General features: G+C 73.7%; 19 protein-coding genes and 1 tRNA gene. 10 read left to right on the top strand and 10 right to left on the bottom strand.

Going from position 1 to position 21,721, the window contains the following annotated elements:
• Positions 1 to 17 precede the first annotated feature (17 nt).
• Positions 18 to 1,448, top strand: coding sequence for an alpha,alpha-trehalose-phosphate synthase (UDP-forming) (locus ACFQLX_RS11205; RefSeq protein ID WP_386414154.1), 1,431 nt, complete (start codon positions 18 to 20; stop codon positions 1,446 to 1,448).
• A 33-nt stretch (positions 1,449 to 1,481) separates the two neighbouring features.
• Here ACFQLX_RS11205 and ACFQLX_RS11200 read toward each other — a convergent pair whose 3' ends face one another.
• A complete protein-coding gene (locus ACFQLX_RS11200; protein ID WP_386414153.1) occupies positions 1,482 to 1,754 on the bottom strand; it encodes a DUF3263 domain-containing protein in 273 nt (90 codons plus the stop codon).
• A 47-nt stretch (positions 1,755 to 1,801) separates the two neighbouring features.
• On the opposite strand from ACFQLX_RS11200, the gene otsB reads away from it, so the two are divergent.
• Positions 1,802 to 2,710: a trehalose-phosphatase gene (gene otsB, locus ACFQLX_RS11195; protein WP_386414152.1), complete on the top strand. Its 909-nt coding sequence runs from the start codon at positions 1,802 to 1,804 to the stop codon at positions 2,708 to 2,710.
• Positions 2,711 to 3,001: 291 nt separating this feature from the next.
• Here otsB and ACFQLX_RS11190 read toward each other — a convergent pair whose 3' ends face one another.
• Positions 3,002 to 4,237, bottom strand: coding sequence for an extracellular solute-binding protein (locus ACFQLX_RS11190; protein WP_386414151.1), 1,236 nt, complete (start codon positions 4,235 to 4,237; stop codon positions 3,002 to 3,004).
• Positions 4,238 to 4,608: 371 nt separating this feature from the next.
• Between ACFQLX_RS11190 and ACFQLX_RS11185 the strand changes: the two genes are divergently transcribed.
• The 4 genes from ACFQLX_RS11185 to ACFQLX_RS11170 all read left to right on the top strand — a co-directional run bounded on the left by ACFQLX_RS11185 (position 4,609) and on the right by ACFQLX_RS11170 (position 8,635).
• On the top strand, positions 4,609 to 5,568 hold the full coding sequence (locus tag ACFQLX_RS11185; RefSeq protein ID WP_386414150.1) for an ROK family protein: 960 nt from the start codon (positions 4,609 to 4,611) through the stop codon (positions 5,566 to 5,568).
• Positions 5,568 to 6,731, top strand: coding sequence for an N-acetylglucosamine-6-phosphate deacetylase (nagA, locus tag ACFQLX_RS11180; RefSeq protein ID WP_386414149.1), 1,164 nt, complete (start codon positions 5,568 to 5,570; stop codon positions 6,729 to 6,731). Before ACFQLX_RS11185 ends, nagA begins: the two co-directional genes overlap by 1 nt.
• Before the next feature lie 100 nt (positions 6,732 to 6,831).
• Positions 6,832 to 7,767, top strand: coding sequence for a 1-phosphofructokinase family hexose kinase (locus tag ACFQLX_RS11175; protein ID WP_386414147.1), 936 nt, complete (start codon positions 6,832 to 6,834; stop codon positions 7,765 to 7,767).
• Positions 7,768 to 7,780: 13 nt separating this feature from the next.
• A complete protein-coding gene (locus tag ACFQLX_RS11170; protein ID WP_386414146.1) occupies positions 7,781 to 8,635 on the top strand; it encodes a class II fructose-bisphosphate aldolase in 855 nt (284 codons plus the stop codon).
• Here the strand turns inward: ACFQLX_RS11170 and ACFQLX_RS11165 are convergent.
• Positions 8,632 to 9,567, bottom strand: a complete 936-nt coding sequence (locus ACFQLX_RS11165; RefSeq protein ID WP_386414145.1) for a carbohydrate-binding protein — start codon at positions 9,565 to 9,567, stop codon at positions 8,632 to 8,634. The two genes, ACFQLX_RS11170 and ACFQLX_RS11165, sit on opposite strands and share 4 nt — an antisense overlap.
• A gap of 162 nt (positions 9,568 to 9,729) precedes the next feature.
• Complete coding sequence (gene cdgB / locus ACFQLX_RS11160) at positions 9,730 to 11,394, bottom strand: diguanylate cyclase CdgB (protein ID WP_386414144.1); 1,665 nt, start codon at positions 11,392 to 11,394, stop codon at positions 9,730 to 9,732.
• Positions 11,395 to 11,626: 232 nt separating this feature from the next.
• On the opposite strand from cdgB, the gene ACFQLX_RS11155 reads away from it, so the two are divergent.
• Positions 11,627 to 12,226 (top strand): flavin reductase family protein, encoded by a 600-nt coding sequence (locus tag ACFQLX_RS11155; protein WP_386414143.1) that lies wholly within the window; start codon positions 11,627 to 11,629, stop codon positions 12,224 to 12,226.
• A 7-nt stretch (positions 12,227 to 12,233) separates the two neighbouring features.
• Here the strand turns inward: ACFQLX_RS11155 and arfB are convergent, their stop codons facing one another.
• The gene (gene arfB, locus ACFQLX_RS11150; RefSeq protein WP_386414142.1) at positions 12,234 to 12,707 is read right to left on the bottom strand and encodes an alternative ribosome rescue aminoacyl-tRNA hydrolase ArfB; all 474 of its coding nucleotides are present in this window, start codon (positions 12,705 to 12,707) and stop codon (positions 12,234 to 12,236) included.
• A 156-nt stretch (positions 12,708 to 12,863) separates the two neighbouring features.
• Here arfB and ACFQLX_RS11145 point away from each other — a divergent pair, with 156 nt between their 5' ends.
• Positions 12,864 to 13,439: a TerD family protein gene (locus tag ACFQLX_RS11145; protein ID WP_386414141.1), complete on the top strand. Its 576-nt coding sequence runs from the start codon at positions 12,864 to 12,866 to the stop codon at positions 13,437 to 13,439.
• Between the two features lie 72 nt (positions 13,440 to 13,511).
• Here ACFQLX_RS11145 and ACFQLX_RS11140 read toward each other — a convergent pair whose 3' ends face one another.
• Complete coding sequence (locus tag ACFQLX_RS11140) at positions 13,512 to 14,090, bottom strand: Uma2 family endonuclease (RefSeq protein ID WP_386414140.1); 579 nt, start codon at positions 14,088 to 14,090, stop codon at positions 13,512 to 13,514.
• Between the two features lie 132 nt (positions 14,091 to 14,222).
• On the opposite strand from ACFQLX_RS11140, the gene ACFQLX_RS11135 reads away from it, so the two are divergent.
• Positions 14,223 to 14,720 (top strand): hypothetical protein, encoded by a 498-nt coding sequence (locus ACFQLX_RS11135; RefSeq protein ID WP_386414139.1) that lies wholly within the window; start codon positions 14,223 to 14,225, stop codon positions 14,718 to 14,720.
• 18 nt (positions 14,721 to 14,738) lie between these two features.
• Here the strand turns inward: ACFQLX_RS11135 and ACFQLX_RS11130 are convergent, their stop codons facing one another.
• A complete protein-coding gene (locus tag ACFQLX_RS11130; RefSeq protein ID WP_386414138.1) occupies positions 14,739 to 15,407 on the bottom strand; it encodes a pentapeptide repeat-containing protein in 669 nt (222 codons plus the stop codon).
• Positions 15,408 to 15,503: 96 nt separating this feature from the next.
• On the opposite strand from ACFQLX_RS11130, the gene ACFQLX_RS11125 reads away from it, so the two are divergent.
• Positions 15,504 to 16,490, top strand: a complete 987-nt coding sequence (locus tag ACFQLX_RS11125) for a zinc-binding dehydrogenase (protein ID WP_386414136.1) — start codon at positions 15,504 to 15,506, stop codon at positions 16,488 to 16,490.
• 101 nt (positions 16,491 to 16,591) lie between these two features.
• On the opposite strand, the gene ACFQLX_RS11120 is transcribed toward ACFQLX_RS11125, so the two are convergent.
• The 3 genes from ACFQLX_RS11120 to ACFQLX_RS11110 form a co-directional block, all read right to left on the bottom strand.
• Complete coding sequence (locus ACFQLX_RS11120) at positions 16,592 to 20,485, bottom strand: hypothetical protein (RefSeq protein ID WP_386414135.1); 3,894 nt, start codon at positions 20,483 to 20,485, stop codon at positions 16,592 to 16,594.
• 359 nt (positions 20,486 to 20,844) lie between these two features.
• Positions 20,845 to 20,918: transfer RNA gene (locus ACFQLX_RS11115), tRNA-Thr, on the bottom strand.
• Between the two features lie 33 nt (positions 20,919 to 20,951).
• Positions 20,952 to 21,584 carry a DUF5701 family protein gene (locus ACFQLX_RS11110; RefSeq protein WP_386414213.1) on the bottom strand — a complete coding sequence of 211 codons (633 nt, stop codon included), beginning with the start codon at positions 21,582 to 21,584 and terminating at the stop codon, positions 20,952 to 20,954.
• Positions 21,585 to 21,721: the final 137 nt, after the last annotated feature.

The raw sequence follows: 21,721 nt of genomic DNA, 5'->3' as shown, positions 1-21,721 counted from the left end.
GGGCTAGGCTCGCAGGCATGGTCGCTGAGCCCGGAGCACAGGTAGTCCTCGCGTCCAATCGCGGTCCCGTCTCGTACGCCCTGGGCGGCGACGGCGCCCTGAGCGCGCGGCGCGGCGGCGGCGGCCTGGTGTCGGGGCTGAGCGCGATCGGACCGGAGGCCGGCGCGGTGTGGGTCTGCGCCGCGCTCGGCGACGGCGACCGGGCGGCGGCGCGGCGGTACGGGACGCGGCTGGCGGCGGCCGACACCGGCGGGCAGGCCGTGCGGATGCTCGACATCGACCCGGAGGTCTTCGAGGCCGCGTACAACGGGATCGCCAACTCCACGCTGTGGTTCCTGCACCACATGCTCTACGACATCCCCCGCGAGCCGGTCTTCGACGCCGCCTTCCGCGAGCGGTGGGCGGCGTACGGGACGTACAACGCGGCCTTCGCCGACGCGCTCGCCCAGGAGGCGGCGCCGGGGGCGGCGGTGATCGTGCAGGACTACCACCTGGCGCTGGTGCCCGGGATGCTCCGCGAGCGCCGCCCCGACCTGCGCATCGGGCACTTCTCGCACACGCCGTGGGCGCCGCCGGAGTACTTCCGCCTGCTGCCCGACGACATCGCCGGGCAGCTGCTGCGCGGCATGCTCGGCGCCGACCGGCTCGGCTTCCTCACCGCGCGCTGGGCGCAGGGCTTCGCCCGCTGCTGCCAGGAGGTGCTGGGCGCGATGGAGTCCAAGGACCACAGCACCGCGCTGGCGGTCCATCCGCTGGGCGCGGACGGGGACTTCCTGCGCGAGCGCGCGCGGCGGCCGGACGTCGGGGAGCGGATGGCGGCGCTGCGGACGGAGATCGGGGGGGCGGAGCGCAAGGTGATCGTGCGGGTGGACCGCACCGAGCTGTCGAAGAACATCGTGCGCGGGCTGCACGCCTACCGCCGGCTGCTGGAGCTGCGCCCCGAGTGGCGCGGCCGGGTCGTCCACCTCGCCTTCGCCTACCCCTCCCGCCAGGATCTGGCCGTCTACCGCGACTACACGGCGGAGGTCTCCCGCCTCGCCCAGGAGATCAACTCGGCCTACGGGACGCCGGACTGGCAGCCGGTGCTGCTGCACCTGGAGGACGACTTCGCCCGCTCCCTGGCCGCCTACCGCATCGCGGACGTGGCGCTGGTCAACCCGGTGCGCGACGGGATGAACCTGGTCGCCAAGGAGGTCCCCGTCCTCTCCGACGAGGGCTGCGCGCTGGTCCTGTCCCGCGAGGCGGGCGCGGCGGCGGAGCTGTCCGAGGACGCGCTGATGGTCAACCCCTACGACGTCGAGGCGACGGCGCGGGCGCTGCACGAGGCACTGACGATGCCGCCCGGCGAGCGCGCGGAGCGCACCAAGCGGCTGGCGGCGGCGGCGACCGCGCTGCCGCCGCAGGCGTGGTTCACCGCGCAGCTGGAGGGGCTGACGGGCGCGCAGTGAGGCGCGCGCCGGCGCTCGGCGCGGGGCCGGGCGTCAGCGCTCGGCGCGGCGGGCCTCGCGCACCCGGCGCAGCCGGTTGACCGTCACCGGGTCGGCCGCCAGCGCCCTCCCGTCGTCCAGCAGGGCGTTCAGCATCTGGTAGTACGTCGTCGGGGAGATGCCCAACTCCTCTCTGATCAGGCGCTCCTTGATCCCCCGGGAGGGCCAGGAGCGGCGCTCGAAGGCGAGGACCGCCTGCTCACGGGGGGGCAGCGGGGCGGGGCGCGCCCCGGGCTCTCCCGGCGTTCCAGGTGTTTCAGGTGGCACGGATTCGACCCTACCGGCGGCCACTGACAGCGATAGGGTCAGTGGCCATGGGCAGCCCCTCCACCGAACCCGCGCTCTCCCACTCCGCCACCCCGACCTCGACCCCCGCGCCGGTGCCGCGCCCCGTGACCGCCGCCGGGCGCGCCGGGCTCGACGCGCTGCTCGCCGATCCCGCGGGCGCGCTCGTCGCCCTCGACTTCGACGGCACCCTCGCACCGATCGTCGCCGACCCCGACCAGGCCCGCGCCCATCCCGAGGCGGTCCCGGCCCTCGGGCGCCTCGGCCCCCTCGTCGGCTCCCTCGCGGTGATCACCGGCCGCCCCGCCTCCGTCGCCGTCCGCTACGGAGGCTTCTCAGGCGCGCCCGGCCTGGAGGAGCTGGTCGTCCTCGGCCACTACGGCGCCGAGCGCTGGGACGCCGTTACGGGCCTGGTCAGCGCCCCGCCGCCGCCACCGGGCGTCGCCGCCGCCCGCGCCGAGCTGCCGGGCGTACTGGACAAGGCCGGTGCCTGGCAGGGGACCTGGATCGAGGACAAGGGCGGCCGGGCGGTGGCCGTCCACACCCGCCGCGCCGCCGATCCGACAGCCGCCGTGGACGCCCTGCGCGCGCCCCTGGCCGCCCTGGCACAGGCCCACGGCCTGGTCGTGGAGCCGGGCCGCCTGGTGCTGGAGCTGCGCGCGGGCGGCACGGACAAGGGCGTCGCCCTGGCCGAGTTCGCCCGCGCCCGGGGCGCCCGCACCGTCCTGTACGCGGGCGACGACCTGGGCGACCTGGCGGCCTTCGACGCGGTCGACACCCTGCGCGCCCAGGGCGTCAACGGCCTCCTGGTCTGCAGCGCCAGCTCCCCCGAGGAGGGCGCCGCCCCCCTGGCCGCCCGCGCGGACCTGGTGGTGAACGGCCCGGAGGGCGTGGTGAAACTCCTCAACGCCCTGGCAGCAGACCTCAGTCCACACTGACAGGAGGAGCACGCCAGCCCGTCCGACCCGCGGACGGAGCCCGCTATCGGATGCAGCGAGGACGAGGCGCGCAGCGCCAATCCAGCCCGGCCGGCCCGCGGGCGGAGCCCGCTATCGAATGCAGCGAGGCCATGGCGCGAAGCGCCATTCCAGCCCGGCCGGCGCTTGAGGCCAGAGGCACGAAGTGCCGATCCGGGGGCCCGGGGGCGAAGCCCCCGCAGCGCGACGCGACCAGCCGGCCCCCCTGCAAACCTCCGCCCCCGCAGCGCGACGCGACCAGCCGGCCCGCGCTCACTCCTCGCGCTGCGTCTCCCGCTGTGCGAACGCCTGCAGGTCCCCCAGGATCCGCTCCGCGTTGCCCCCCGACGTCGCGGCCTTGCCGATCTGCTGCTTGATCTTCGCGCTGACCACCGACCACGTCGTCTTCTCGGCCGGATAGAACACCGCCGTGTCGAGCTGGCGCAGGAACGGCACCAGGTCCGGCCGCTTGGCGCGCAGCGTGTTCACGCCGGTGACGGTCGTCGGCAGCATGTCGTACCGCGCGGAGAACCGCAGCACCTGCTCGTCGCTGTAGACGAAGTCGAGGAAGTCCTTGATCGCCTCGCGGTGGCCGTTGGCCTTGAAGGCCATCAGCCAGTCCACGACGCCCATCGTGGACGAGGAGGGGCTGGACCGGCCGGGCAGCTGCTCGACGATGCCGAGGTCGATGCCGGCCTCCTTGGCCGCCCGCATCAGCGTGGGGTGGCCGAAGAACATCCCGACCCGGCCCTTGGTGAAGTCCGCGAAGACCTGCTCGCGGTCGGTCCCGCGCGGGTCCGCCGTCGCCAGTCCCTTGCCCGTGAGGTGGCCCTGGATCCACTGGAACGCCTCGATGTTCTCGGGGGCGTCCAGGTTGTAGCCGCCGACCTGGTCGGTGTAGCCGCCGCCGTTGCCGAGCATCCACAGCAGGGACTCCGCCTGCGCCTCCTCGGGGCCCAGCGGGAGCCCGAAGGGCGTCGCGATGCCGATGCCCTTCAGCGCCTTGGCGGCGGCCTCGATCCCGCCCCAGCTGCCGGGGCCCTTCGCCGCGTCCAGGCCGGCCCGGGTGAAGAGGTCCTTGTTGAAGAAGAGGAGCCGGGAGCTGGAGGCGAAGGGCAGCCCGTAGGAGGTGCGGTTGACCTGGCCGGCCTCCGCGAGGCTGCTGACGAAGTTCGACTCGGTGGCGATGGAGAGGATCTCGTCGGCGCTGTAGAGCAGGCCGGCGTCGGCGTAGTCGGCGTAACTGCCGGTCTGCGCCAGGTCCGGCGGGTTGCCCGCGTCGACCATCCGCTTGACCTCGGCGTCGACGTACTTCCAGTCGACGACCTTGACCTCGATCCGGGTGCCGGGGTGGCTCTCGGTGAAGGAGTCGGCCAGCTCCTCCCAGTAGTGCTTGGAGCCGGTCTTGCCGCCGGGCTTGCCGTACTCGGCGGCGACGAGCCGCAGCACCACGTCCCCGCCGTCGTCGCCGGAGGCCGCGCCGCAGCCCGTGAGGGATATACCACCCATCGCTGTGGCGGCTCCTGCCGCCGCTACCTGGAAGAACCGTCGCCGCTGCACAGTACCGCTCACCTCAAGCCGGGAAATTTGTTGCGGAGACACCATAGGCACACGGGGCACCCCCTCCAGAACCGCCCTCAGATCTACACCAGCCCCTCAGCTCCTCCGCAACGCCCCGAACCCGGATTTCGACGGATCGCCACCGGGCAACACCCCGAGGAACACCGGAACTTCATCCGGCCCCGCCGAACCGGCTCCGCAGCACACCCGCCGCATTCCACGCCCCCCGGTGTGAATTCCCTCACCCGTGCCGCGCTTCGTACCGGAATCACCCGCAGACTGGACTAGACCTCTCTCGTCCGGCAGGCGAGACTGTCCCCGTGAGACACGTCATCGCCCTGGATGTGGGCGGCACCGGCATGAAAGCCGCCCTGGTCGGGGCGGACGGCTCGCTGCTGTACGAGGCCCGCCGCGAGACCGGCCGCGCGCGCGGCCCCGAGGCGGTCGTCGAGGCGGTCCTGGCCTTCGCGGGCGAGCTGGCCGAGGAGGGGGCACGCCGCTTCGGCGAGCCCCCGGCCGCCGCGGGCGTGGCGGTGCCCGGCATCGTGGACGAAGCCCGCGGGACGGCGGTCTTCTCCGCCAACATCGGCTGGCGCGACGTCCCCTTCCGCGCCCTGCTCGGCGAGCGCCTCGGCGTCCCCGTCGCCCTCGGCCACGACCTGCGCTGCGGCGGGCTGGCCGAGGGCCGCCTGGGCGCCGCGCACGGCGTCGACCGCTTCCTCTTCATCGCGCTGGGTACGGGCATCGCCGCCGGTATCGGCATCGAGGGCCGTATCGAGCCCGGCGCGGGCGGCGCCTCCGGCGAGATCGGCCACATCGTGGTGCGCCCCGGCGGCATCCCCTGCGGCTGCGGCCAGCGCGGCTGCCTGGAGCGCTACGCCTCCGCCTCCGCCGTCGGACTCGCCTGGGCGCGGGCCGGCGGCGGCCCGGGCGCCACCGCCGCCGACTGCGCCCGCGCGGTCCGCGCCGGCGACGAGGCCGCCGGCGCGGTCTGGCAGCAGGCCGTGGACATCCTCGCCGACGGACTGCTCACCGCCCTCACCCTCCTGGACCCGGCGGCGATCGTGGTCGGCGGCGGGCTCGCGGAGGCCGGCGACACGCTCTTCGTACCGCTGCGGGAGGCGGTCGGGGAGCGCATCGCCTTCCAGAATCGACCCGAGATCGTCCCGGCGCGGCTCGGCGACACCGCCGGCTGCCTGGGCGCGGGCCTGCTGGCCTGGGACCTGCTCGCCGGGTCCGCGGGCCGTGACCACACCCGTCGTACGGAGGTAACCGCCTGATGCCCCAGAGCCCCCCCAGCATGGAGTTGACCGGCGCCCGCGTGGTGCTGCCCTCGGGGGTCGTGGACAACGGCACCGTCGCGGTGGCCGGTGGCCGCATCGTGGCGCCGGGGGCGGCCGGCGCGACGCGAGTCGAGCTCGCCGGGCACTGGATCGTGCCGGGCTTCGTCGACATCCACAGCCACGGCGGGGGCGGCGCCTCCTTCTCCGCCGGCGAGGCGGCCGAGGCGATGACGGTGATCGACACCCACCGCCGGCACGGCACCACCACCATGCTCGCCTCCACCGTCACCGGCGACCTGGGCGAACTCGCCCGCCAGGCGGCCGTGCTGGCGGAGCTGACCGAGCAGGGCGAGCTGGCCGGCATCCACTTCGAGGGCCCCTTCATCTCCCCGCACCGCTGCGGCGCCCACCAGCCGGGGCTGCTGCGCGACCCCGACCCGGCGGACGTGCGCAAGCTGGTCGACGCCGCGAACGGCGCCGCCCGGATGATGACCCTGGCGCCCGAACTCCCCGGCGGACTGGCCTCGGTGCGCCTGCTGGCCGAGCTGGGCGTCATCCCCGCGATCGGCCACACCGACGGCAGCTACGAGACGGCCCGCGAGGCCGTGGACGCCGGCGCGCGCGTCGCCACGCACCTGTTCAACGCGATGCCCCCGCTCGGCCACCGCTCCCCCGGCCCCGTCGCCGCGCTGCTGGAGGATGAGCGCGTCACCGTCGAGCTGATCAACGACGGCACCCATCTGCACCCGGCCGCCCTGGAGCTGGCCTACCGCGCCGCCGGACCGGACCGGGTCGTCTTCATCACCGACGCGATGGGCGCGGCCGGATCGGGCGACGGGAGCTACCGGTTGGGGCCGATGGAGGTCGAGGTCAGGGACGGCGTGGCCCGTATCCGCGACGACACGGGCGCCGGCTCCATCGCCGGCTCCACCCTCACCATGGACCGGGTGCTGCGCCGCGCGGTCACCGTCGACCGCATCCCCGTCGCGGACGCGGTGCGGGCGCTGAGCGCCAACCCGGCGCGGCTGCTGGGGGCGTACGAGCGGATCGGCTCGCTGGAGGCCGGCAAGGACGCCGACCTCGTCGTCCTGGACGGCGACTTCGCGGTGGCGGGTGTGCTGCGCAAGGGCGCGTGGGTCGTACGGCCCGCGGTCGGCTGAGGTACGGACCCGGCGTACGACACGAAGCGGTATCGAAAGCGGCGGCGGCCTGTCCCGGCCCTGGGCTGATCGCCGCCGCTTTGGCATGATCGGCTCGACGATGCTACTCACGGTTACTCTCAACGCCGCACTGGATCTGACGTATCGAGTGCCCCGCCTGCGCGCCCACGCCAGCCACCGCGTCACGGAGGCGGTGGAGCGGCCGGGCGGCAAGGGCCTGAACGTCGCCCGGGTGCTGGCCGCCCTCGGCCACGAGGCGGTCGCCACCGGCCTGGCGGGCGGCGCCACCGGCGCGCGCGTGCGCGCCCTGCTCGGCGACTGCGCCGGCGTGCGCGACGAGCTGGTCGCCGTCGCCGGCACCACCCGGCGCACCCTCGCCGTCGTCGACGGGTCCACCGGCGACACCACCCAGTTCAACGAGCCGGGCCCGCACGTCACCGCGGCCGAGTGGGACGCCTTCCGCGCCCGCTACACCGCCCTGCTCGCCGGCGCCGCGGCCGTCGCCCTGTGCGGCAGCCTGCCGCCGGGGGTGCCCGTCGGCGCGTACGGCGAACTGGTGCGCGCCGCCCGCGCGGCCGGTGTGCCCGTCCTGCTCGACACCAGCGGCGAGCCGCTGGTGCGCGGGATCGCCGCCCGGCCCGACCTGGTCAAGCCCAACGCCGAGGAACTCGCCCAGCTCACCGGCTCCACCGACCCCGAGCGCGCCGCCCTCGCCGCCCGCCGGCGCGGCGCCGGCGCCGTCGTCGCCTCGCTGGGCCCCGAGGGCGTGCTCGCCCTCACCGGCGAGGGCGCCTGGCGCGCCGCCCCGCCCCGCCGTATCGCCGGCAACCCGACGGGCGCGGGCGACTCCGCCGTCGCCGGGCTGCTCTCGGCGCTGGCCGAGGGGCTGGACTGGCCGCGGCGGCTGGCGCGCGCCGTCGCGCTGTCGGCGGCCACCGTGGCGGCGCCGACGGCCGGCGAGTTCGACCGCGGGGTCTACGAGACACTGCTCGACACCGTCGAGGTGGGCCCGTACCCCGCCTCCGTCCTCACGTGAACTGGAGCGGGACATGCCGCTGGTGCCCACCGCAGAGCTGATCGACCGCGCCCGCGGCACGGGCCGGGGGGTGGCCGCGTTCAACGTGATCACCCTGGAGCACGCCGAGGCCGTCGCGCGCGGCGCGCAGGCGGCGGGCGCCGCCGCGGTCCTCCAGGTGTCGGAGAACGCGGTGCGCTTCCACGGCGGCGAACTGGCGCCCCTCGCGGCGGCGATCGCGGAGGTGGCGCGCGGCGCGCAGGCGGAGCTGTCGCTGCACCTGGACCACGTGGTCTCCGCCGGACTGCTGCACCGGGCCGCGGAGGCCGGCTTCAGCTCGGTGATGTTCGACGCCTCGAAGCTGCCCTACGCCGAGAACGTCGCCGCCACCGCCGCCGCCGTGCGCTGGGGGCACGCGCACGGGGTGTGGGTCGAGGCCGAGCTGGGCCGCGTCGGCGGCAAGGCGGGGGACGCGCCGCTGGACGCGCACGCGCCGGGGGTCCGTACGGATCCGGTCGAGGCAGCCGCCTACGTCGCCGAGACCGGGGTGGACGCGCTGGCCGTCGCGGTGGGCAGCACGCACGCGATGGTCGAGCGCACGGCGGCGCTGGACCACGAACTGATCGCCAGGCTGCGGGAGTCGGTGCCCGTCCCGCTGGTCCTGCACGGCTCCTCGGGCGTCCCCGACGCGGAGATCGCGCGGGCGGTCGCGGCCGGCATGGTCAAGATCAACGTGGGTACGGCGCTGAACACGGCGTTCACGGGCGCGGTCCGGGAGTACCTGGCGGCGCACCCGGCGGCCGTCGACCCCCGGACGTACCTCGCCCCCGCCAGGGAGGCCGTGGCGGGGACGGTGGAGAGGTTCCTGCGGGTGGTGGCGGGCGCCTAGCGCTCCCCGGCCCTGACCTCCAGGCGGTCGAGGTTGACCTCGCACGTGTCGCCCGGCTGGCAGGAGAGGGCGATCGTGTTCGTACCGGCCTTCAGGTCGGCGAGGGCGTACGTGTACGTCCAGCCCTTGTCCCACTCGCCGGCCTTGGCGTTCGCGAAGTTCTTCATGTTGAGCTTGCGCGTCTGCGCCTCGCCGTTGACCGTCAGCGTCAGTGCCTGGTCCTTGCCGGGCACGCCGTAGTCGACGTAGACGTGGTAGCTGCCGGCCGCAGGCACCTCGACCGTCCAGGTCGCGGAGGCACCGGGCGCGGTGATGCCCGCGATGTACTGACCGCCCGCCGACTTCGCGCCGGGGATGTCCCCGGCCAGGACGGTCCCGCCGGCGAGGACTGCCTTGGCGGCGTCCAGCGGCGGCGAGAGCTTCGGCTTCGCGGCGTCCTTGTCCTTGCCGTCCTGCTTCTTCTTGGCCTCGCCCGCCGGGGCGGACGCCGTCGTGGCGGGGCCGGCGTCCTTCTTCTCGTCGTCCTTGCTGAACAGCATCGCCGCACCGATCGCGATCACGACCGTCGCGACGACGGCGATCGCACCGAGGAGCAGCGGATTGCCCTGCAGCCCGCCGCCGCCACCACCCGCGCCGCGCCGGCCGCCGCCGTGTCCCGGGCCCGGCCCGTAGCCGTCGCCCGGCTCGGGCTGCGGCCGGGCGCCCGGGCCGCCGTAGGTCTCGGGGGCCGCGTAGTGCGGCGCGGGCTGGCCGTACTGCCGCTCGCCGACGGTCCGCACCTGGTTGTACGAGGTCCGGGGCACTCCGGGCGCGTGGCTTATCGGCGCGGTCTCCTCCGCCGGAGCGCCGCCCTCACGCCGGTACAGGTGGGCGAACGGGTCGTCGTCCGCGGTCGGCTGGCCGCCCGGACCACCGCTGTAACCGTCCGTCATTACCTGCCACTCCTCTGTAGGTACCCGGCCCCCGGCACACTGCTGACGAGGGCCGAGCCTACCCGTTCGGGCTAAGACCGGGTTTCCGGACCCCTACGTTCCAGAGTCCGGATTCCGAACGCCCGGGGGCCGCTGTGCCGCCCAGGGCCGCCCAGGACCGCCCTATCCCGCCCTGCGGTGCGCCTTCCCCCGGCGCTTCTCGCGGTACATCAGCTGGTCCGCCGAGGAGAGCACCTCCTTGACCGACATCCCGCACGCCGCCCAGCCCACACCGACGCTGACCCCGACCCGTACCGCCCGGCCGTCGTCCAGGCCGATCGGCGGGATGATCGCGTTGCGCAGCCGGACCGCCAGGTCCGCCGCCTCCACCGTGCCCAGGCCGTCGGCGAGGACGACGAACTCGTCGCCGCCCAGGCGCGCCACGGTGTCGCCGTCGCGCACCGCGCCGGTGAGCCGGTGCGCGACCTCGACCAGCACCGCGTCGCCGGCGTCGTGGCCGTAGCCGTCGTTGATGGACTTGAAGCCGTCGAGGTCGCAGAAGAGCACCGCCAGCCCCCGGGCGGCGGCGTCCTCCTCCACGGGCGCCACGGCGTGCGCGTGATGCGCGTAGAGCGAGGGGTCGTAGGTCCGGTACTCGTACGTCGCGGGGCCCCAGTCCCCGTCGATCGGGAAGCCGCGGCCGCCGGTGTCGGAGACGTCCGGCAGCGGCGCGAGGTACGGGCCGCCGCCGGCCGCCGCGTACGGGTCCGGCGCGTGCTCGCAGAGCCGGGCGGTGAGCCGGGCGCGCAGCTCGGCGCTGTTGGGCAGGCCGGTGAGCGCGTCGTGGCTGGCGCGGTGCGCCAGGTGCAGCTCGCGGTGCTTGCGCTCCTCGATGTCCTCGACGTGCGTGAGCAGGTACTGCGGGCCGTCGGCGGCGTCCGCCACCACCGAGTTGCGCAGGGAGGCCCAGACGTAGCTGCCGCCGCGCCGCTTCAGGCGCAGCTCGGCGCGGCCGCCCTCGGCGAAGGTGCCCATCAGGGTGCCCACGTCGTCGGGGTGGACGAGGTCGGAGAACGACAGCCGCCGCAGCGCGGCCGGGGCGCGGTCCAGCAGCCGGCACAGGGCGTCGTTGGTACGGATCAGGCGGCCGGGCTGGTCGCCGCCCAGCTCGGCGACGGCCATGCCGCTCGGCGCGTACTCGAAGGCCTGGCGGAAGGACTCCTCGCTGGCCCGCAGCGCCTGCTGCTCGCGCTCCAGGCGGACCAGGGCGCGCTGCATGTTGGCGCGCAGCCGGGCGTTGCTGATGGCGATGGCGGCCTGGGAGGCGTAGAGCTGGAGGGCCTCGCGGCCCCAGGGGCCCGGTATTCGCCCGTTGGCCGGCATGTCCACGGACAGGACGCCCAGCAGCTCGCCGTCCGGGTCGTACATCGGGGCGAAGAGGCGGTCGCCGGTGCACCAGTCGACGGGGCTGACGGGCAGCGGGCAGGGGGGGTGGGTCTGCGGGACGTCGTCGGTGTCGAGGACCCAGCCCTCGGTGTGCGGGATGAAGCGCAGGTCGCCCCAGCGCTCGCCCATCGCCAGCCGGCGGTCCCAGGAGGCGCGCGAGCCGACCCGGCCCGCGAGGAGGGCCTCGGTGGTGGGGCTGCCGGAGATGGCGGCGACGACGAGGTCGCCGTCCTGGCGGACCAGGTTGACCACGACCTGCTCGTAGCCGAGAGCGGTCACCAGCCCGTCCGCCACGCTCTGCAGCGTGTCGGCCAGGCTCCACGCCGTGTTGAGCCGGCCCAGCACCTGGTGCAGCCTGCGCAGGCTGGCCAGGCGCACGTACGGCTCCGCCTCGGTGTCCATCAATGCTCTCCCTGAGCCCCCGCCCCCGTAGCAACTCCTGGATGTCTTCCCGAATCCTCCGCGTCCCCCGACTGCCTGCCCCACTGAATCACAGCGAGCTGCCCACTCGGTACACAGGGTCAGCGGATAACCGCCCTCTGTGACTCAAGTCACACCAGTCACAGGGGGGTTGGGCGGTGGTGCCTGTGTCGAAGGACACTGGTCCTAGGACCCGGCCTGGTCCTCATGCCCGATGTGTGCGGTCCGTGGCGGGATTACCGTGGCTGACGTGCTGCAGAAGACGCTTGAGGTGACCCATCCTGTCGGGGTGAGCGAGGACGAGTTCCGTGCCGCCATGTCCCGGCTGGCGGCCGGCGTGGTGCTGGTGACCGCGCGCGAGGACGCCGACCCCTGGGATCCCGCGGATCCCGGCGGTGGCGCGGGCGAGGACGTCGGGATGACCGCGACGTCCTTCCTCTCCGTGTCGCTCGACCCCCAACTGGTGATGATCTCCGTGCGCAACGGATCGCGGATGGACGACCTCCTGGAGGAGCAGCCGCTGTGGGGCGTCTCGGTGCTCTCCGAGAGCCAGCGGCACATCGCCGGGCGCTTCGCGATGAAGGGCCGCATCAGCGACCGGCTGCTCTTCGAGGACATCCCGTACGTACGCGGCGGGCTGACCGGCGCGCCCCTGGTGCGCGGCTCGCTGGCGACGCTGGAGTGCCGCACCGAGCAGCGGATCCCGGCCGGCGACCACACGCTGGTGCTCGGCGAGGTGCTCGGCGCCTCGGTGCCGAGCGCGGAGGGCGGACCGCTGGTGTACTTCCGCGGGCGCTACCGGACGCTGTCGTAACGCCGCGTCAGTCCCAGCCCCCGCCACCCCGGCCGCGCTTGGTCTCCGCGCGCTGCTTCTTCTCCCGCAGCCGCCGCTCGTTGATCCCGCGCGGGATGCGCGTGGCGCGCCGGGCCTTGGGCGGTGGGGCCGTCGCCTCCGCGAGGAGCGCGGTCAGCTTCACGGCGGCGGCCTCGCGGTTGCGCCACTGCGAGCGGTGCTCGCTCGCCCGTACCGAGACGACCCCGCCGTCCAGGAGGCGGCCGGCCAGGCGCTCCAGCGCCCGTTCCCTCCACACCTCGGGCAGCGCCCGGGTCGCGGCGAGGTCGAAGCGCAGCTCCACCTGGCTGTCGCTGGTGTTGACGTGCTGCCCGCCCGGCCCCGAGGAGCGGGAGAAACGCCACATCAGCTCGGCCTCGGGGAGCGAGACCGAGCCGCGGATTCGGTAGCGCTGGGGGGGCTTCGAGGCGTGGCCCCCGGCGGAGTGCGTCGGTCCGGACATGGAGCCATGATCTCGCTCAGCCGTACGAACTGTCATCCCGATTTGCGGAGGTCGTCGCCGCGGGCTGGAACCGGGGAAAGGTCCGCCGCGTTCGGATAGGTGACGGTAGCTTCGTATCGACCGACTGCCGGGAAACGACTCAGGAGGGGACTCTCCATGGCTGTAAGCCTGTCCAAGGGCGGCAATGTCTCGCTGACCAAGGAGGCGCCGGGGCTGACCGCCGTCACCGTGGGCCTCGGCTGGGACGTCCGCACGACCACGGGCACGGACTTCGACCTCGACGCCAGCGCCATCGCGGTGAACCCGAGCGGCAAGGTCTACTCCGACCAGCACTTCGTGTTCTTCAACAACAAGGCGACGCCCGACCAGACCATCGTGCACAGCGGTGACAACCTGACGGGCCAGGGCGAGGGCGACGACGAGCAGATCAACGTCAACCTGGCGGCGCTCCCGGCGGACATCGACAAGATCGTCTTCCCGGTCTCGATCTACGACGCGGGCACCCGCGCGCAGAACTTCGGCCAGGTCCGCAACGCCTACATCCGCGTCATCAACCAGGCCGGCGGCACGGAGATCGCGCGCTACGACCTGAGCGAGGACGCGGCGACGGAGACCGCGATGGTCTTCGGCGAGCTGTACCGCAACGGCGCGGAGTGGAAGTTCCGTGCGGTCGGCCAGGGCTACGCGGCGGGCCTCGCGGGCATCGCCCACGACTTCGGCGTCAACATCTGACGCGAGCGCACACGGACGTGGGGCCCCGGTCGGCGGACCGGGGCCCCACGTCGTGCGTATGCGCCAGGGGGCTCAGAACTCGCTGGTGTCGAGCTCGAAGTCGAGGGGGGCGGGGAGCCGGACCGCCATCCCCAGGCGGGCCTCCTCCATCCGGGTGTACGTACCGTCCTCCGGCTCGCTGTACAACCGGAAGCTGCCGGCCTCCCGGTCTACCAGCAGATAGGCGGGGATACCGGCGCCCGCGTAGCCCTGGAGCTTCCGCACCCGGTCGTTCGCCGCGGTGGAGGCCGAGGTGACCTCGGCCACCAGCAGAACGGCCTGCGGATCGTGCCACTCCAGGTCGTCGCGGAAGCTTCCCTTCGGCGCGAGCGTCAGATCGGGGATCACGCGGTGCGTCGGCGCGGAGCCCGGGAGCTCCAGCCCGATCCCGGTGTAGCTGCCGAGATCCCTGCGCTGGTCACGAAACTGTCCGCTCAGCTCCATGACGATTTCTTCGTGCTCGCCGTTCGCGGGTGGAGTCACGTGGAGTTGCCCTTCGATCAGTTCCACGCGCCAGCCCCGGGGGACAGCCGCGCTTGCCGCGAAGAAAGCGTCCTCGATCGGGTCTGTCACCACCACACGCACCTCGCGCTCCGGGGTTGTCAGTGCCACGGGCCACCTCCTTCGTGAGGGCGACTTTCCCAGCGTATGCGAGAAGGCCCGCGCGGAACCCGTGACCGTTCACCCGAACGGGCGTCCAGGGGCGTTTCTGCAGGCCACGCCCGGCCGTGGGACCATCACCCCGTGCTCGACATCGGCTACAGCCTCACCCCGCGCTTCCCCGACCCGCCGCAGACGGACTACCGCACCGCGGACGTACGGACCCTGCGGCACGACCTCTTCTGCGGCGACGTCTACCTCGCCGACACCGAGACCGACCGCGAGCTGGCCACGAAGTGGGGCTGGGTGCCCGTGCTGGACTTCGCCTGGGCGCTGTGCGACATCGCCGAGCAGCTGGACCGCGACCCGCTGGGCAGCCGCGCCGCCAACCCGCAGTTCGCGGAGCTGGACTTCACCGAGTCGACCGACTGCCTCACCTTCGAGCGCCGCTTCGGCTGGGTCGACATCCACGCCGACTGGCAGCGCGCCGGCGAGCCGCCGCTGCAGTTCGGGCACGCCGAACTGCGCCGCGAGGCGCGGGACTTCCTCCACGACCTGCTCGCCGACCTCACCGACATGCACGAGGGCCTGGCGGAGAACCCGGCGATCTGGGACCTGCAGCGGCGCTTCGCGCGGGTCTGACACGCGCCCGGCGCCCTCTCACCGTCCCCGCACCTCCACCCCTGCCCGCGCCGCGAACGCCGGGGCGAGATCGAGGAGCTGCTCCGGTGTGATCACCGCCCCGCGCATGCTCTCCAGCCCCCGGTCCACCGCCAACTCCCGCGCCCCGCGCAGGTCCACGTCCCGCAGCGCCGCCCCCGTCAGGTCGGCCCCGCGGATCGAGCAGCCCGGGAAGGCCACCCGGGTCAGCCTCGCCCCGCGCAGATCGGGCTCGACGAGGACGCAGTCCTCGAAGACCACGTCCGTCAGCCGCGCGCCGTGCAGATTGAGGAAGTCCGCCTTTCCCCCGCGCACCACCACCCGCTCAAGCACTGCCCCGTGCAGCTGCACACCGCCGAGGCGGGCCTCGCGCAGCTCCGTGTCCCGCAGGACGGCGTCCGCCACCTGCGCCCCCGTGGCCCGTATCCCCTCCAGCACGCAGTCCAGGAACCGCGCCCCCGTCAGCCGCGCGGCGTCGAGCACGACGCCGCGCAGCGCGCAGTCCAGGAAGCGCGCCCCGCTGCCGTCCGCGCCCGTCAGGTCGAGCCCGGCCAGCTCCAGCGCGTCGTAGTCCCCGTCCGGCTCCAGGCCGCCCTCGTACGCCCGCAGCGGCGGCAGGCGCACCTGCGGCCGGCGTGGGGCCTTGGGTGTCCGCTGTCGATCAGCCATGCGCCCATCCTGGACCAGGGGTCTGACATCACACTTGACCTCAACCTTGGTTGAGGTCGCAGCCTGGACGCACACACCCGCCACGGAGGGACCCCCATGCACGCGATCCGACTGCACGCCTTCGGCCCCGCGGAGAACCTCCGGTACGAGGAGGTCCCCGACCCCGAGCCGGGCCCCGGCCAGGTGCGGATCGCCGTCGCCGCGGCCGGCGTCCACCTCCTGGACACGGCCCTGCGCGCCGGCGCCCCGGGCCCGTACCCGCCGCCGGAGCTGCCGACGATCCCGGGCCGCGAGATCGCCGGCACGGTCGACGCCGTGGGCGCGGGCACCGACCCGGCGTGGCTGGGCACCCGCGTGGTGGCGCACATCGGGATGCGCCCCGGCGGCTACGCGGAGCTGGTCACCACGGAGGCCGAGCGGCTGCACGAACTGCCGCCGCACCTGGACGCGGCGGCGGCGGTCGCGATGATCGGCACGGGTCGCACCACGATGGCGTTCCTGCACGTCGCGGCGCTGACGGCGGACGACACGGTGATCGTCACCGCGGCGGCCGGCGGCGTCGGCTCGCTGCTGGTCCAGTACGCCCGCCACCTCGGCGCGACGGTGGTCGGCCTGGCGGGCGGCGAGGAGAAGACCGCGCGCGTACGGGCGCTGGGCGCGGACGTGGCGGCGGACTACACGGCGCCGGACTGGCCCAGGCAGGTCGAGGAGTCCCTGGACGGCCGCCGGGCGAGCGTGCTGCTGGACACGGTGGGCGGCGAGGCGGCCCGCCAGTGCCTCGACCTCCTGGCCCCGGGCGCCCGCCACCTGGTCCTGGGCTGGTCCTCGGGCGCGCCCCTGGAGCTGACACGGGAGGAGCAGCAGGCCCGGGCCATCACCTCGCTCCAGGTCCTGGGCCCGAACTGGCTCCAGTCCCTGGGCGGCGAGAACCCCCTGCGCCGCATGGAGGAGGCAGCCCTCACCGCAGCCGCCACCACCACCCTGACGCCCCTCGTCCACCGCTTCCCCCTGGCCCGGGCGGCCCACGCCCATCACGCCCTGGAAACCCGCCGGACCATCGGCAAAGTGGTCCTGGAGCCCTGACACCCCGCCCCGGAACGGAAGAAGGTCCAGGTCACCGCACGACCAGAGCCTTGGCACCGCAGTCGGAGACCGCACCGTGCGGCCTCCGACTGCGGTGGTCCTCAGCTGCTGAAATAGCCGCTGACGTCGGCGATCACCTGGACATCGCCCACTTGGTTGATGAAGGAGATCCGGCCGTCGACCACCGGCACGACCACCTCGTTGGTGATGGTGGACCCGCTCGGGTAGTTGAGCGCCGCCAGGGACCCCGAGAGCGACTTGCCGTGCGGCCAGACCGTCATCCAACTGTCTGCCGTGGGCGAGGCGGCCGTGACGTTGAGCACCACGGCCGTGACACCCGACGCGGGGATGCCGTTCACACCGGCGACCCGCGTACTCACGGTCCCACCCGGTCCGACGACGCCGGTGCGTGCGCCGAACCCGATGCCGGTGCTCAGCGTCCGTACCGGGTCCAGGGCCGTGTACGCGGAGCCGGAGGCGGTGAAGTACCCGGTGACGTCTCCGAGGATGTCCACCGTCCCCGCGCTGTTGCGCACGTCGATGGTCCCGTTGACGACCCGCACGACCGCCAGATTGCGGAGTGTCGTGCCCGTGGTGTAGTTGAGGCTGCGCGTCGTGGGTGCGGTGATGCCGTCGGGGTAGGCGGTGAGGTAGCCGTTCGTGCTGGGGCCGACCGCAGTCAGGTTGACCATGACCGCGGTGACGCCCGTGGCCGGAATGCCGCGTACGCCGGCCACCTTGAGCTTCACCACTCCGCCCGCGCCGACCCGCGCCTTCGGCGCACCGGTTCCGTTGCGGGTGTCCAGCAGACGCATCGGAGTGACCGCCGTCAGCGCCGAGCCGCTGGTCCCGCTCTTGTAGTAGCCGCTGACGTCCGCGATCAGGTCGACCGTGCCCGCGCTGTTGCGCAGGTCCACCACGCCGTTGCGTACCGCGACCGTCACGAGGTTGGAGATCGTCTTCCCGGTCCGGAAGCTGACGTCGGACGTGCCCGGCAGCGGCTTCCCGTCGGGGTAGACGGTGATACGGCCGCTGGTGGAGGGGGCGGCGACGGTCACGTTCATCACGACCGCTGTCACCCCGGTGCTCGGCACCCCGTTCACGCCGGCCACCTTGAGCTTCACCACTCCGCCCGCGCCGACCCGCGCCTTCGGCGCACCCGTGCCGTAACGGGTGTCCAGGAAGCGCTTCGGCGTGAGGGGGACGAAGCGGCTGCTGGTCGCGGCCGGCGCGGCAGTGACGGTGTACGCGTTCGGGAGGTACCCGGGAGAACGGGTGCCCGACGTGTAGCCGCCGTCGCCCACCGCGATGCCGTAGGCCCCCGGTGCGACGTCACGCGTGCTGAGCAGCACGGTCAGGCGCGTTCCGTCCGCGCTCGCGGACACGGGTTCGGCGGTGCCCGCTCCCGACTCGATGTCCCCGTCCACGAGGCGCACCGAGGTGCCCAGGTGGAGGCCGGTGCCGCGGACGACCACCTGGTTCGCGGTGCCGGCCGGTCCGCCGGCCGGGCTGACCGACGTCACGTCGGGCTGTACGGGCGGCTTCGCGCAGCCCTGTTCGCAGACGCCCTGGAAGGTGTACTCCAGTGGTGCCGCCGCGGAGCCGGGGCTCACCACCAGGACGTACTGGCCCGCAACGGCGGTCGAGTAGGTCGAGCATCCGACACGGAACTGTCCGGCGTACTGCACGCACTGGTAGTCCGATACGAACCCGGTGCCGTTGAACCCGTTGGCCCCGAGCAGCGTCGCCCACGGGCCGGAGCTGTTGCCGGAGCTGTAGGTGCCGTGCAGCGAGAATCGCTGCGAGGGCTTCAGCTGCATCACCGCGCAGTAGCCCGTGGCGGACTCCGTGAAGGTGCCGCTGCGCGGGACGAAGCCCTCGACCGAAACCGGATGAGCGGTGCACTCCGGGACCCAGCCGCTCGACGTGCCGACCTTCCAGGTGTCGAACCGCACCGCGATCGGGACGCCGGAGTACCCGGCGGCCAGGGCGAACACCGTGTACGAGGTGGAGCCGGTCGCGCGGCAGGGCGCCGTCGAGCCCGCGAGGGTCATGCAGACCACGCGGCCCGAGGCGTCCACGACGCCCATCTGGGTGCCCGTCCGGTAGGCCGCGGTCGGGGTCCGTGCGGTGAACCAGAACTTGTCCGTCGCCGCCGCGGTCACCCGCAGGCACGTGCTGTCCAGCGCGGACGTGAAGGTGTAGCCGGTCGACCGACCGCCGACGGCCGTGGTCGCGGGCTTCGCGCACGCGGCTGTCGGGGAGACGTCACGGCGCACCAGCTTGTAGGTGTCCGTACGGCCGGTGCCCATGAGGAGGGCGGTGTAGGCAGCGCCCGCCGTGTACCGGCAGGTGGTCGTGGAGCCGCCGACGGTGGAGCAGACCTGGTTGCCGGCGCCGTCGAACACCCGTACCGAGGCGTTCACCTGGTTGAGGGTGTTGGTGTAGTCGATCATCTCCGCGGTCGAGTGCTTGTCGGCCGGGAGGCCCAGGCAGACCCTCTGCGTGTCGGCGGTGAGCGCTACCTGCACGCCCCAGGAGCCGCCGAAGGCGGACTGCGGCCAGGAGGTGCAGCCCGCGGTGTTGTCGGTGCGGTGGTAGGCGTACCCGTAGGTTCCGGTGGCGGAGTGGGAGTTGGACAGCACGGCGTGGAACGGTGCGGTGCCGGTCAGCCTGCACACCGGAGCGCCGTTGGGGTCGCACGGCTGCTGCACACCCGTCGCGTCGTAGATGGGGCCGCTGACCTGTACGCCGCCACTCGCCGACCCGGGGATCAGGTGGATGCCGCGGCCCGCCGGCGTGGGCAGCACCATGCAGACCCGCTGACCCGCGCCGCTGAGGGTGCCCGTCGTGGGGCCGGAGACGAAGCCGTCGTCGCGGACGGCTGTGCAGCCGTCCGTCTGGTTCGTCGCGTAGAACCACAGGCCGAAGGCGGTGGGGGCCGTGTCGCGGCCCGCTCGCGCCCAGGTGTAGTCACCGGCTGGCAGCTCGCAGGTCGCGACCAGGGCGCAGGCCGGGCTGCCGGTGGCGCTGTAGAGGCTCCCGTAAACGCTCTCGCCCACCACGCCGTACACGTACGGGGCCCGGGTGGTCACGCGCAGGATGCGGCAGCGCGCCGAGGAACTGCTGTCGGGCACCGCGCCGAACGCCTGCGGCGTCACGACCGGGCAGCCGTCGGGGCGGGAGAGGCGGGAGAGGGTCGCCGTGTAGTCGACGGCCGCGCCGTAGAGCTGGCGGGCCAGCACCCGGAAGGGGGCGACGCCCTTGAGGGCGCAGTCGTAGTCCGACTCACCGCTGTCCACCGTGCTGCAGACCTCGGCACCAGTGGCGTCGTACACCGTCTCGGCCACCTGCCAGGCGGACACGTGGCTGCGCAGCACGTCACCGGTGGCCGAGGGAAGGGTGTAGCAGTCACCGGAGGAACCGGTGGGAAGGCTGCGGGTGAAGGAGGCCGGGGCGCCGAGCGAGGTGTCGGCGGCCGTGACCGCGGTGCAGGAGTCGCCGGAGAGCAGGGCAAGGTACGAGACGGTGAAGCCGCCGACGCCGTTCGCCCGCAGCGTGTACGTACCCGGCTGGTCGGTCGGGCAGCGCACTTCGCCGCTTCCGTCGCCGTCGCGGCGGGCGCAGGTGACGGCGGAACCGTCCGGAGCGGTGAGCGCCGGCAGCCCGAAGGTCCATTCGCTGCTCACCACCTGGACGACCACGAGATCGTGCGACGAGGTGAGCGTGAACGTGTAGTCCCCGGTCTGCTCCCCCGCGCACGAGTAGACCGTGTGCGGAGCGAGGGCACCGGAGCAGTCGTCCGCGAGATCGGCCTCTGCGAGCTCCGCCGCGGCGGTGGCGCGCAGCGCCTTGGGATCGCGCTTGGGTGCGACCGCCTTCGGCGCGGCCGCCGGGGGCTTCGACGTGGTCGCCGAACCCGACGCTGCCCGATCACTCCCGGGTTTCACCGTGGCGGCCAAGGCGGTGGAACTGTGCCCCCCGACGACGGCCATGACAGTGAGGAGCACCGCGACAAGCGCTGTGGCCGTCCTCGGTACGGGTCTCGGTGCATGCCGGTTTCCGGCAGGCGGCAGTGACATACGTCCCCCCCTGGGATCGCAGGCCCTGTCCCTACGAAGGCGAGGGACTACTGAGAGCAGCGGCAGCTTATACGGGAGGACGTCGGGCGTCTGTACGAATAAGTGGGTCCGCGCCCGAGGTGGCGGCCCACGACGGGGAAGCCCGGGAAGCAGGGCTCCGGAGCACTCCGCTCACACAAGCCGTCCGACACCTTCCCGCCATACGGCACGCCAGGCACCCAGCACGACGAAGGGCCGGGTCGCAAGCTATGCGACCCGGCCCTTCGTACGCGAGCCCCCTGTCGGAGTCGAACCGACGACCTACGCTTTACAAGAGCGTTGCTCTGGCCAGCTGAGCTAAGGGGGCGTGCCGCCGCAGTCTACCGGGCGGCACCGCGGGTCAGGACACCCCCGCCTCCCGGGCCGTCGCCGAGGCGAAGCCCAGCCAGGTGTGGCGGTTTCCGGCCCAGCACCAGCCGACCTTCGGGGCGTTGCGGCGCTCGCGGCCGTCGCGGCCCGTGCCGTTGCTGATCCAGAGCGCCGGGGTGCGGGCGTCGAGTGCGCCCTTGGGTTTGCGCAGGCGGGAGCCGATCGTCATGAAGCAGTGGTTACGGGCCAGCGCGGCCGGTTCCTGCAGCACCCAGTGGATGCCCTCCGTGAGCAGCAGCGGGGTGCGGTCCGCGGCGGTGAGGGCGGGCAGCGCCTCGTCGGGGCTCCAGTTCGCCATCGCGTCGCCCCGGTCCACGTCCGCCAGTACGTAGAGCGGGGAGTCGGGCAGGTCGATGCCGTCGAGCGGGGTGAAGAGGTCGACGTCGGTCATGTCGGTGACGACGAAGCCCTCCTTGCCCTCCCGCCGCAGCAGCGGCGCCAGGGCCGAGGCGGGGGCGCGCTCGGGGTGGACGGCGAGCAGGGCGCCGGCGGGCGCGGCGGCGGCCGACCCGGCGAAGGCGCGCACCTCGGCGGCGGAGAGCCCGGCGATCGCGGGCACCCCCAGCCCGATCAGGCGCTCGGCCTGCGCGGCCAGGGGCGGCAGGGCGGGGACGGCGGGCGCGGTCGGGGCGGAGACGGCAGGCGGGGCGGATACGGCAGGCGGGGCGGATACGGCGGGGACGGGTCCGGTCACGGTTCTCCCAGGGCAGATGCGGTCGGCCGACATCCCCCTGAACGAGG

The sequence above is a fragment of the Streptomyces polyrhachis genome (assembly GCF_042663125.1).
GTDB classification, from domain to species: domain Bacteria; phylum Actinomycetota; class Actinomycetes; order Streptomycetales; family Streptomycetaceae; genus Streptomyces; species Streptomyces polyrhachii.
This window is presented reverse-complemented; position numbering and strand designations above follow the sequence as displayed.